The sequence below is a fragment of the Pseudodonghicola flavimaris genome (genome assembly GCF_030164425.1).
Lineage (GTDB): Bacteria > Pseudomonadota > Alphaproteobacteria > Rhodobacterales > Rhodobacteraceae > Pseudodonghicola > Pseudodonghicola flavimaris.
Genome location: NZ_JASNJD010000004.1, coordinates 239,135 through 250,853, shown reverse-complemented (window position 1 = coordinate 250,853; position 11,719 = coordinate 239,135). Strand labels below are relative to the sequence as shown.

Genomic DNA, 11,719 nt, shown 5'->3' with positions numbered 1-11,719 from the left:
GAGTGTAGGCGATCTTCCGGCGCGCTACAGCACCCATCGCAGGATGAGGTTCTCCGACCGCCAGAGCGGCCCGGCATCGGTGAAATGGCCGGCAGGTCGTCCCCCCGCCGCCCGGTAGAAGGCCAGCGCCGGATCGTTGCCGCGTACCACCGCCAGCGCCGCCTCGGCGCAGCCGGCCCGCCTCAGCCCGTCAAACGCCGCCGACAGCAGCTGACGGCCGATGCCCTGACGGGCGCAGGCGGGATCGACATAAAGATGCTTGATCTCCCCGGCCTCGCCCAGCTCCGGCTGGGAAGCCGGGCCAAAGCGGACAAAGCCCGCGAGCCGCGCGTCCCGCAGCGCCAGCAGGGTGGCGCCACGCGCACCCGGCGCCAGCGCCGCCCGCCACTGCGGCAGGCGATGCGCCAGATCCAGCCGCGCCACCGCCGCGGGCGGGGCGAGGCCGGCATAGGTCAGCCGCCAGACCGCCACATGCAGCGCGGCGATGGCGGCGGCATCCGCTGGCCCCGCCGGCCGGATGGAGAGGAGCGACCCGGCGGTCATCGCCGCCGCCCGCCCCGCCGCCGGTTCAGACCCCCAGGCACCAGCGCATCACCGCCTTCTGCGCATGCAGACGGTTTTCCGCCTCGTCGAAGATCACCGACTGCGGCCCGTCCATCACCTCGGAGGTCACTTCCTCCTCCCGGTGCGCCGGCAGGCAATGCATGAAGAGCGCATCGGGCTTGGCGTATTTCATCAGCTCCGGATTGACCTGATAGGGGCGCAGCAGATTGTGCCGGCGTTCTTTCGAGCTCTGGCTGTCGTGCATGCTGACCCAGGTGTCGGCGACCACCAGATCGGCGCCCTCCACCGCCTTTTTCGCGTCCCGTTCGATCACCACGGTGCTGCCCGCCTTGCGGGCCATACCGACGAATTCCTCTTCCGGGTCGAGTTGCGCCGGGCCGGTGAAGGTCAGGTCGAAACCGAACTGCCCGGCCGCATGCAGGAAGGAGGCGCAGACGTTGTTGCCGTCGCCGCACCAGACCACCTTCTTGCCGGCGATCGGGCCGCGGTGTTCCTCATAGGTCAGGATATCGGCCATGATCTGGCAGGGGTGAGTGCGGTCGGTGAGCCCGTTGATCACCGGCACCGAGGCGTATTCGGCCATCTCGGTCAGCACGGTTTCGTCGAAGGTCCGGATCATGATCAGGTCGACATAGCGGCTGAGCACCCGGGCGGTATCGGCGATGGTCTCGCCATGGCCGAGCTGCATGTCGCTGCCCGAGAGCACCATGGTCTGCCCGCCCATCTGCCGCACGCCGACGTCGAAGGACACCCGGGTCCGGGTCGAGGGTTTCTCGAAGATCAGCGCCACCATGCGCCCGGCCAGCGGCTGGTCGTCGTCGGGGGCGCCCTTGGGCCGGCCGAGGCGGGCCTGCTTCATCTGCCCGGCCTGATCGATCATGCCCCGCAGCGCGGCGGGATCGGTTTTGTAGATATCCAGAAAATGGTTCATATCGGTTCGCTTCTTGTCTTGCGGCAGGCCGCGGGGGGCTGTCTGCCCCCCGGACCCCCCGAGGATATTTTCCGCCAGAGAAAGACTCAGGCGGTTTCGATCTGCGCGGCGGCGGCGTCGAGGCGGATCAGCGCATCGGCGACCTCATCCTCAGAGAGGGTGAGCGGCGGCAGCAGGCGGATCACATTGTCGCCGCCCGGCACGGTGATGATCAGATTGTCGTAGCCGGCGGCCACCACCTCGGTGTTCGGCACCTTGCATTTCAGCCCCAGCATCAGGCCGACGCCCCGGACCTCCTCGAAGACGTCGGGGTGCGCCGCCACTAGGCCTTCGAGCTTCTGCCGCAGCAGGCCGGCCTTGCGGTTCACCCCATGCAGGAAGGCCGGGGTATTGACCTGATCCATCACCGCGCAGCCCACCGCGCAGCCCAGCGGGTTGCCGCCGTAGGTGGAGCCATGAGTGCCCGCGGTCATGCCCGAGGCGGCGTCCTCGGTGGCGAGCACCGCGCCAAGGGGGAAGCCGCCACCGATGCCCTTGGCCACCATCATGATATCCGGGGTGATCCCGGCCCATTCATGGGCGAAGAGCCGGCCGGTCCGGCCCATGCCGCACTGCACCTCGTCCAGGACCAGCAGGCAGCCCCTGTCGTCGCAAAGCGCACGAATCGCCTTGAGATCGGCATCGGCGATCGGGCGAATGCCGCCTTCCCCCTGCACCGGTTCCAGCAGGATCGCGGCGGTGGTCTCGTCAATCGCGGCCTCCAGCGCCTCGAGATCGCCCCAGGGCAGATGCTTGAACCCGGGCAGGAGCGGCCCGAAGCCCTTGGTCATCTTCTCCGACCCGGCCGCCGCGATGCCGGCGGAGGACCGGCCGTGGAAAGAACCCTCGAAGGCGATGATATCGGTCTTCTCCGGCTGGCCTTTATCATACCAGTATTTCCGCGCCATCTTCACCGCCAGCTCGCAGCTCTCGGTGCCGGAGTTGGTGAAGAAAACCGTATCGGCAAAGGTGGCCTCGACCAGCTTGTCGGCCAGCGCCTGCTGCTCCGGGATCTGATAGAGGTTCGACACATGCCAGACCTTCTGCGCCTGCTCGGTCAGCGCCGCCACCAGCGCCGGATGGGCATGGCCGAGCGCGTTCACCGCGATACCGGCGCCAAGGTCCAGGAAACGTCGGCCATCCGCCTCGATCAGCCAGGAGCCTTCGCCCTTGACGAAGGAAAGCGGCGCGCGGTTGTAGGTCGGCAGAACGGACGGGATCATAGGATCATCCTTTACGGGGTGCGTGAGCCCAAGGGAGTGCCCCAGCTTGGGCGGTTTCGTCAACGATTTGAGAGGGGGCGCACCGGAATTCCGGTGCAAATGATCGAAAAGAGCCGTTACGCGCGGGCGCGTCGGCGTCGGGTCGGAAAGCTGTAAGCCAGGTCGATCATGCCCGTCGCTTAGCCCGGCGGGCAGCAAAAGAAAAGCCCCAATCGCCGCACCCCGGCCCGACGACCTTTGCCGCGCTGCCGCCGTTGCCCGACGATCACGCCCCGGCGCAGGCATCGCCCCGGCGCCGAGCCGCCTTGTATCTCCGCCCACAGTGATTAGTATAGGCGCTCAATGGGAAACGACCGGAGCGGCCGCGTCAGCGCGGGCCGCTTTTCAGCTTTGAAAGGCATGAGATGTCCTGGACTGACGAGCGTGTGGAATTGCTCAAGAAAATGTGGGCCGAGGGCCAGTCGGCCAGCCAGATCGCCAAGGAGCTGGGCGGAGTCACCCGCAACGCGGTGATCGGCAAGGTGCATCGTCTGGGGCTGTCCAACCGCACCACCGGGACCACGCCGGCGAAATCGGAGGCCAAGGAAAAGCCTGCCGCCGCCAAGCCCGAGGTCGCGGCGAAGCCGAAGCCCGAGCCGCGCCCCGAACCGGCCCCGCGCCCCGCGCCCGAGCCGAAACCGGCCGCCGAGGCCCGGCCGACGCCGCCGGCGCGCAAGCAGATCATTCCCGCCGGGCAGCCGCTGCCGCCGCAGCCCTCGGCCAATGAAATCAGCCCCGAGGCGCTCGCCAAGGTGAGCGAGGTCGAGAAGAAGGCCAAGAAGCTCACCCTGATGGAGCTGACCGAACGCACCTGCAAATGGCCGGTCGGCGATCCCGCTACCGACGATTTCTGGTTCTGCGGCCTGCCGACCCAGCCCGGCAAACCCTATTGCGAGGCCCATGTCGGCGTCGCCTTCCAGCCGATGAGCGCGCGACGCGACCGCCGGCGCTGATCTCCTCGCCTCCCCCGTGCAGCGGCGCACATCCGGCCCTGCGCGGGGATGGCCTTGGCAAACCTTTGCCGCGCGCTTACCCCTAGGGGCATCCCGCCCGGCGGCCGTCTCTGACCTGGCCGCCCCAACAGGAGGAACGCGCATGAACACCCCCTATACCCCGCCCGATGTCTGGACCTGGGACAGCGAAAGCGGCGGTCGCTTCGCCAGCATCAACCGCCCCATCGCCGGGCCGACCCACGATCAGGCCCTGCCCAGGGGCGATCACGCCTTCCAGCTCTATTCCCTGGCGACACCGAACGGGGTCAAGGTCACCGTCCTTTTCGAAGAGCTGCTGGCCGCCGGCCATGCGGATGCGGACTATGACGCCTGGCTGATCAAGATCGGCGACGGCGATCAGTTCGGCTCCGGCTTTGTCGAGGTCAATCCGAATTCCAAGATCCCGGCGCTGATGGATTACAGCGGCGCCACCCCGGTCCGCGTCTTCGAATCCGGCGCCATCCTGCTGCATCTGGCGGAGAAATTCGGCGCCTTCCTCGGCGCGCCGGAATCCCGCGCCGAACTGCTGTCCTGGCTGTTCTGGCAGATGGGCAGCGCCCCCTATCTCGGCGGCGGCTTCGGACATTTCTACGCCTATGCGCCGGAGAAATGGCAATATCCGATCGACCGTTTCGCGATGGAGACCAAGCGCCAGCTCGATGTGCTGAACCGCAATCTGGCCGAGCGCCGCTTCATGACCGGCGAGGATTATACCATCGCCGATATCGCGATCTGGGCCTGGTACGGTCAGCTGGCGCTGGGACGGCTCTATGACGCCGGCACCTTCCTCGACGTCGACAGCTATACCTATGTGCAACGCTGGGCGAAAGAGATCGACGCCCGCCCCGCGGTGCTGCGCGGCCGCATGGTCAACCGCACCTTCGGCGCCCCGGCGCTGCAGCTGCACGAACGCCACGATGCTGGCGACTTCGACACCAGGACCCAGGACAAGCTCGCCCCCGAGAGCTGAGCTTCAGCGCGGGCGCCGCTCTCTCGGCGTGCGCCCGCCCCCCGTTTCCGAGCCCACCCGCGCACCGAAGTTCCCAAGGTCCGATCACCGGGCCGACGCCCTTCGCGGCTGGGCATGACGGATCAGAAAACGCTCCGGGCAAACGTTTTCCTATCGAACTGTCCACGGAACCGCTGCCCCCGCACCGCCCGGGGCTTCGCCCGGTCGCGGCTGGAAACGGTCCACCGGACGTTTGTCCCTGCGCTGCTCATCCCGCCTTTTTCTGGCTCCAAATATCCCGGAGGAATCGCCGCAGGCGACGGGGCAGCGCCCCCTCCCCCGCTCACTTCAGGATCGGCGGCTTGTCGGGGTTGCTGCCGGGCGCCTCCTGAAACAGCGGCTCCGGTTTTGCCGGTTCCGGCAGATCGAAGCGCAGCCCGACCGCCGCCAGCCGCGCGGTCACCGGATCGGCGGCGGCGAAGAAGGCCACATCCATTGCACCCGCCTCGATGCCGGAGAAGGTCAGCGCCTCGCTCGCCGCCTTGGCCAGCGCCCCCTGCGCCGGTTCCAGCGCATCGACGAAGCCCAGCAGATGCCCGCGCCCGCCGGCGGCGTCAACGGTGCCCACCAGATAGGCCGATTTCGCCAGCCCCACCGCCGTGGCCAGCTTGGTGTCGATGGCGGTGATCAGCGCCTCGGGCAGCCCGCCCGGGGCGGTGAACTGCGCGATCTGCGCCTCGGTCTCCTCCGGGGCATGGCCCAGGGTGTCGCAGAGCCAGTCCATCGCCGCCGGCGGGATCAGAATCGCCGAGGGGGCAACCCCAAGGTTCAGCCCCAGGCCGATCTCCTGGCCGCGCAGCATTTCCGCCAGGATCCGCCCCGACAGCGCCGCATAGGGCGCCGGGCGTTCGGCGAATTGCGCCAGCCGCTCCTCCCGGTCGAAGGCCAGCACGAAACGGCCTTCTTCCAGCTCAAAGAGCTCGGGAGAGATATTCTCCCCCTCCGCCTCTTCGATCAGCATCAGGAACAGCTCGGCATCGGCGATGCGCTCATAGAACCTGAGCCGCGCCTCCGGGGCCGCCCCCTCGGCCTCCATGGCGGCATGGGCGATGTCGATCGGGGTCAGCTCTTCGGTGTCTGCGGTCATTCGGACCCTCCTGCCAGCACGTCGCGGACCCGGGCGCGCAGGACCGGCACCAGCTCGGCCTCGAACCACGGGTTCTTCTTCAGCCATGCGGTATTGCGCCAGGACGGATGAGGCAAGGGGAAGACGTCCGGCGCATGGTCGCGCCAGCCCGCCACGGTCGCGGTCACCGGGGTCTTTACCCCCATGTGCCAGTGCTGCGCATGGGCCCCGACGAGGATCTTCAGCTCCACCCGCGGCAGCGCCGCCATCACGCGATTGTGCCAGGTCCGTGCACAGAGCGTCGGCGGCGGCAGATCGGCCTTGCGGTCGTTGTAGCCCGGGAAACAAAACCCCATCGGCACCACCGCCACGCGGGACAGATCGTAGAAGCTCTCCGGCGTCATCCCCAGCCAGGCGCGCAGCCGGTCGCCGGAGGGATCGGTAAACGGCCGGCCGCTATCGTGCACTCTTGCGCCCGGCGCCTGACCGGCGATCAGTATCCGCGCCCCGGGGCGGAACCAGACCACCGGCCGCGGGGCGTGATGGGTGGCGGTGGCGGCAAACCGGTCGGCGCAGAGACGACAGGCGCGAATCTCCTCGATCAGCTCGCGGGCATCGGCCAAAGGTGCTCTCCTTCCCACAGGATGGTTCAGTTTGGATCGATTGTTTCGACAAGGGAAACAGACAAAAGCCCCGGTGATCACGAAACCCGGCGATTTCCGCCCCGCGCCGGGCCGGCGCGGTTGACGGCTTGCCGCATTCCGGCCCTAATCTTGTTGGCTTTTGGGCTCCCCTTTCGACATAATCTAGCCTAATTCGCCCTGTAAGCCATTCATACTTCTCTGAGAAAGGGGCCGGTCCGGGTTCGGGCCCGGCCGCGTCTCCGGGCCAGATCATGCAAGGGACCCCAAGACTGCGCAGGCAGTTCCGGAAGAAACAATGCTCGAATTCGACAACGTCAGCAAATCCTTCTGGACCGGGACACGCCGCAAGGTGATCCTGGATCGGGTCTCGTTCCGGGTCGAGCTCGGCCGCTCGCTGGGCATCCTGGCGCCCAACGGCACCGGCAAGACCACCTTGATCAACATGATGGCCGGGCTGGAGAAGCCTGACGAGGGCGAAGTGCGCCGCGGCTGCAAGATCTCCTTTCCGCTCGGCTTCATGGGCGGCGTGGTCAGCCGGGTCTCGGCGATGGAAAACTCGCGCTACATCGCGCGGCTCTACGGAATGGACCCCGATTATGTCGAGGCCTATTGCCGCTGGCTCTGCGGCCTGGGCGAATATTTCGACCAGCCGCTCGGCACCTATTCTTCCGGCATGCGGTCGCGGTTCTCCTTCGCGCTGATGCTGGCACTGGATTTTGACATTTACCTGATCGACGAAGGCATGCCGAATTCCACCGATGTGGAGTTCAACCGCAAGGCGGGATCGATTCTGAAGGAACGGCTGCGCACGACCACCATCGTGATCGTGTCCCACCAGCCCGCGACTTTGGAGAAATTCGCCCGTTCGGCGGCGGTTCTGATGAACGGCAAACTGCATATGTTCGACACCTTGGAAGAGGCGAAGCGGCTTTATGACTACGAAACCCAAGGCTAGAAAATTCCGCATCCGGCGCAGCACGCCCACCAGCGCGCAGACCGCCGCGACGGCAGAGTCCGAGACCGACACCGCCCCCACGCCGGAGGTCGAACGGCTGCGCCCGCGCGTCGTGGCCAGCGACGGGGAAACCCGCGCCGAAGCGGCCACCCCCGAGGCCGCGCCCGATGCAGGCCCCGAGACCGGTGCCGAGATCGCCAGCAGCGCGACCGCCCCCGAACCGGCGGCGGCCCCGGCGCGCAGCGGTCAGGTCGCCTCCCCCCGCGAGGCCACCCTAGACGCGGAGATCGACGCGATCCGCCGCGAGGGGCTGACCGGCCGGCAATTGCGCATGGCCCGGCGGGTGGCGCAGAAACACAATCTTCCCGCCACCTCGGACTTCGACGCCGTGCGGCTGCTGCGCCAGCACGGCATCGACCCGTTCCAGCGCTCCAACATGCTGGAACTGGTGGTGCCCCGCGCAGCGGAACCGGAGGCCGGCGCCGGCGGCGAGCCGCCGAAGGACCGGGTGCAGCTGCCGCAGACGGTTCCCAGCGGCAAATCCTCCCTGCCCTCGACCGAGCTGAGCCCGGCAGAGCAGCGCGACCGCGAGATCACCGAAATTCAGCGCGACATCGGCCGGCGCCGCCGGCGCAAGATGGCGCTGCTGCTGACCCGGCTGTTCTTCTTCGTGGCGATCCCCACCGCCGTGGTCGGCTACTACTATTACGCCATGGCCACGCCGATGTATGCGACCAAGTCGGAGTTCCTTATCCTGAAGGCGGATAACGCCGGCGGCGGCACCGGGCTGGGCAGCCTGCTGAGCGGGACGCAATTCGCCACCAGTCAGGACTCCATCGCGGTGCAATCCTATCTGCAGTCCAAGGACGCGATGCTGCGTCTGGACGAGGACGAGGGCTTCAAGGCGCATTTCTCGCAGCCCTGGATCGACCCGATCCAGCGTCTCGCCCCCGATCCGACCAACGAACAGGCCTACAAGCTCTATTCCAAGGACGTGAAGATCGGCTACGACCCGACCGAGGGCGTGGTGAAGATGGAGGTGGTTGCCGCCGATCCGCAGATCAGCGCCAATTTCGCCCGCAGCCTGCTGTCCTATGCCGAGGAACGGGTCAACCACCTGAGCGAGCAGAAACGCTCCGACCAGATGCGCGATGCGCTCAAGGGCTTCGAAGATGCCCAGGTGCAGCGGCGCAAGGCGCAGGAGGCGCTGGTATCGCTGCAGCAGAAAGGTGCCATCCTCGATCCCGAAGGGGTGATCACCACGCTGCGCGGCCAGATCAACAATATCGAGATGCAGCTGCAGGAAAAGCAGCTGGAGCTTGCCGCGCTGATGGACAACACCCGGCCGAACCAGGCCAAGGTCGACGGCGCGCGCGGAGATGTCCGCCGGCTGCAGGCGCTGCTCGATCAGCTGAACGAACGGATGGTCGACGCCTCGAAGGGCGAAAACTCTCTGGCGCAGCTCTCTGTCAGCATCCAGATGGCGCAGGCCGACCTCGCCACCCGGGACATGATGCTGCAGTCGGCGCTGCAGCAGGTCGAACAGACCCGGATGGAGGCCAACCGCCAGGTCCGCTATCTCACCACCTCGGTCGAACCGGTGGCGAGTCAGGATCCCGCCTATCCGCGGAAATTCGAGAATACGATTTTGGCATTCCTCGTCTTTTCCGGTATCTACCTGATGATCTCGCTGACTGCGTCGATTCTCCGGGAACAGATAACGTCTTGACCTCATGAAACATATTGACATCGCCGGCCTGACCGTCGGCAATGACCGGCCGCTGACTGTCATCGCGGGGCCCTGCCAACTGGAAAGCCGCGATCATGCTGAAATGATCGCCGGCCGGATGAAGGAGATCTGCGATGCCGCCGGTGCGCAATTTGTCTTCAAGGGCTCCTACGACAAGGCCAACCGCACCTCGATCGGCGGCAAGCGCGGGCTCGGGATCGATGCCGGGCTGAAGGTCCTGCAGCAGGTGCGCGACAGTATCGGCGTACCGACGCTGACCGATGTGCACCTGCCCGAACACTGCGCCCCGGTCGCCCAGGCGGTCGATGTGCTGCAGATCCCCGCGTTTCTCTGCCGCCAGACCGATCTGCTGATCGCCGCCGGCGAAACCGGCGCGGCGGTCAACGTGAAAAAGGGCCAGTTCCTGGCGCCCTGGGACATGGCCAATGTGGTCGCCAAGGTGGAAAGCACCGGCAACCACCGGCTCCTGCTGACCGAACGCGGCGTTTCCTTCGGCTACAACACGCTGGTGGCGGACATGCGGTCGCTGCCGCAGATGGCCAAGACCGGCTATCCGGTGGTGATGGACGCGACCCATTCGGTGCAACAGCCCGGCGGGCTGGGCGGCTCCTCCGGCGGCCAGCGCGAATTCGCCCCGGTGATGGCGCGCGCCGCGGTGTCGCTGGGCATCGCCGCCGTCTTCATCGAAACCCACGAAGACCCCGACACCGCCCCCTCGGACGGGCCGAACATGATCCCGCTCGACCAGATGGGCGGGCTGATCGACACGCTGATGCAATTTGACAAGCTGGCCAAGGCCAACCCGATTGTAATTTAAGAATTGAGGACGAGAGACATGACCCGCCCCCTGAACGAGGTGAGCCCCAACACCTGGGAGTTCCTGAAGACGCCGATGATCAAGCCGACCGGCTTTCGGGAATACGATGCGCGCTGGAAATACCCCGAGGAAATCAACCTGCCGGGGATGACTGCGCTTGGCCTCGGCCTCGGCACGCAGATGCACAAACGTGGCATTCCGCCGGTGATCGCGGTCGGCAACGACTATCGCGACTATTCCTTGGCGATCAAGAATGCCCTGATCCTGGGGCTGGTGCAGGCTGGCATCACGGTCAAGGATATCGGCCCCTGCATCACGCCGATGGCCTATTTCTCCTCCTTCCACCTAGGCGGCTGCGCGGTGGCGATGGTCACCGCCTCGCACAACCCGAACGGCTGGACCGGGGTGAAGATGGGCTTCAACATGCCGCTGACCCACGGCCCCGACGAGATGGCCGAGCTGAAGGAGATCGTGCTGGAGGGCAAGGGCGAGGCGCGCCCGGGCGGCCAGTACGAATTCGTCGATGGGGTCTGGGACGCCTATATGGACGATCTGGTCGGCGATTTCAAAATGTCGCGCAAGCTGAAGGTGGTCTGCGCCACCGGCAACGGCACAGCCGGCGCCTATGCCCCTGCGCTGCTGGAACGTATCGGGGTCGAGGTCGTGCCCTCGCACAATGAACTCGACTACACCTTCCCGAATTACAACCCGAACCCCGAAGCGATGGAGATGCTGCACGACATGTCCGCCACGCTGAAGGCCTCCGGCGCCGATCTGGCGCTCGGCTTCGACGGCGACGGCGACCGCTGCGGCGTGGTCGACGACGAGGGCGAGGAGATCTTCGCCGACAAGGTCGGGGTGATCATGGCCCGCGACCTGTCGAAACTCTATCCCAACGCGACCTTCGTGGCCGATGTGAAATCCACCGGCCTCTTCGCCTCCGACCCGGAGCTGAAGGCCAACGGGGTCACCGCCGACTACTGGAAGACCGGCCACAGCCACATGAAGCGCCGGGTGCACGAACTGGGCGCGCTGGCGGGCTTCGAGAAGTCGGGCCATTACTTCATGGCCGAACCGGTGGGCCGCGGATATGACGACGGCATGCGGGTGGCGGTCGAGATCTGCAAGCTGATGGACCGCAACCCCGACATGAAGATGTCCGACCTGCGCAAGGCCCTGCCGAAGACCTGGTCGACCCCCACCATGTCGCCCTACGCCGCCGATACCGAGAAATACGATATCCTCGACCGGCTGGTGCAGAAACTGGTGACCAAGGCCGAGGCGGGCAATGCCTTCGCCGGCCAACCGATCAAGGAGGTCGTCACCGTGAACGGCGCCCGGGTGATCCTGGAAAACGGCTCCTGGGGGCTGGTGCGCGCCTCCTCGAACACGCCGAACCTGGTGGTGGTCTGCGAAAGCTCCGACAGTGAGGACGAGCTGCGGGCGATCTTCAAGGAGATCGACGATGTGATCCGCACCGAACCCGCCGTCGGCGATTACGATCAGACCTTCTGATCGCAAGGCCTGATCCCTGGCGGCGCGTGCCCTGCGCGCGCCGCTGCCGGTTCGATCGAGTATTTGAGGCGAGAAGACGCGCAGGCCATCGGGCCTCTGCCCCAGAGACAACCTGCCGCTTCGCCGGGCGTCCCCGCCCAGCTTCTTCTCTGCCGCAAATACTCCCGCCGGAGGC

At 66.5% G+C, this 11,719-nt stretch carries 11 protein-coding genes; 6 read left to right on the top strand and 5 right to left on the bottom strand.

What is annotated here, in order from left to right:
• Window positions 1-24: 24 nt before the first annotated feature.
• From QO033_RS07495 to QO033_RS07485, 3 genes are all read right to left on the bottom strand, one after another.
• Entirely contained in the window at window positions 25-543 is a 519-nt protein-coding gene (locus QO033_RS07495; protein ID WP_284480333.1) for a GNAT family N-acetyltransferase, read from the bottom strand.
• Between the two features lie 25 nt (window positions 544-568).
• Window positions 569-1,495 (bottom strand): ornithine carbamoyltransferase, encoded by a 927-nt coding sequence (gene argF, locus QO033_RS07490; protein WP_284480332.1) that lies wholly within the window; start codon window positions 1,493-1,495, stop codon window positions 569-571.
• 86 nt (window positions 1,496-1,581) lie between these two features.
• On the bottom strand, window positions 1,582-2,757 hold the full coding sequence (locus QO033_RS07485) for an aspartate aminotransferase family protein (protein ID WP_284480331.1): 1,176 nt from the start codon (window positions 2,755-2,757) through the stop codon (window positions 1,582-1,584).
• Window positions 2,758-3,161: 404 nt separating this feature from the next.
• Here QO033_RS07485 and QO033_RS07480 point away from each other — a divergent pair, with 404 nt between their 5' ends.
• Window positions 3,162-3,749 (top strand): GcrA family cell cycle regulator, encoded by a 588-nt coding sequence (locus QO033_RS07480; protein ID WP_284480330.1) that lies wholly within the window; start codon window positions 3,162-3,164, stop codon window positions 3,747-3,749.
• A 142-nt stretch (window positions 3,750-3,891) separates the two neighbouring features.
• Window positions 3,892-4,758, top strand: a complete 867-nt coding sequence (yghU, locus tag QO033_RS07475; protein ID WP_284480329.1) for a glutathione-dependent disulfide-bond oxidoreductase — start codon at window positions 3,892-3,894, stop codon at window positions 4,756-4,758.
• 322 nt (window positions 4,759-5,080) lie between these two features.
• On the opposite strand, the gene QO033_RS07470 is transcribed toward yghU, so the two are convergent.
• Entirely contained in the window at window positions 5,081-5,884 is an 804-nt protein-coding gene (locus tag QO033_RS07470) for an SseB family protein (RefSeq protein ID WP_284480328.1), read from the bottom strand.
• A complete protein-coding gene (locus QO033_RS07465) occupies window positions 5,881-6,486 on the bottom strand; it encodes a uracil-DNA glycosylase family protein (protein WP_284480327.1) in 606 nt (201 codons plus the stop codon). Before QO033_RS07465 ends, QO033_RS07470 begins: the two co-directional genes overlap by 4 nt.
• A 316-nt stretch (window positions 6,487-6,802) precedes the next feature.
• On the opposite strand from QO033_RS07465, the gene QO033_RS07460 reads away from it, so the two are divergent.
• From QO033_RS07460 to QO033_RS07445, 4 genes are read left to right on the top strand one after another with little or no spacing between them, the layout of a single operon-like run.
• A complete protein-coding gene (locus QO033_RS07460) occupies window positions 6,803-7,462 on the top strand; it encodes an ABC transporter ATP-binding protein (RefSeq protein ID WP_284480326.1) in 660 nt (219 codons plus the stop codon).
• Window positions 7,440-9,191, top strand: a complete 1,752-nt coding sequence (locus QO033_RS07455) for a capsule biosynthesis protein (RefSeq protein ID WP_284480325.1) — start codon at window positions 7,440-7,442, stop codon at window positions 9,189-9,191. The genes QO033_RS07460 and QO033_RS07455 overlap by 23 nt, the downstream gene beginning before the upstream one ends.
• Before the next feature lie 4 nt (window positions 9,192-9,195).
• Window positions 9,196-10,029: a 3-deoxy-8-phosphooctulonate synthase gene (gene kdsA, locus QO033_RS07450; RefSeq protein WP_284480324.1), complete on the top strand. Its 834-nt coding sequence runs from the start codon at window positions 9,196-9,198 to the stop codon at window positions 10,027-10,029.
• 18 nt (window positions 10,030-10,047) lie between these two features.
• Complete coding sequence (locus tag QO033_RS07445; protein WP_284480323.1) at window positions 10,048-11,544, top strand: phosphomannomutase/phosphoglucomutase; 1,497 nt, start codon at window positions 10,048-10,050, stop codon at window positions 11,542-11,544.
• Window positions 11,545-11,719: the final 175 nt, after the last annotated feature.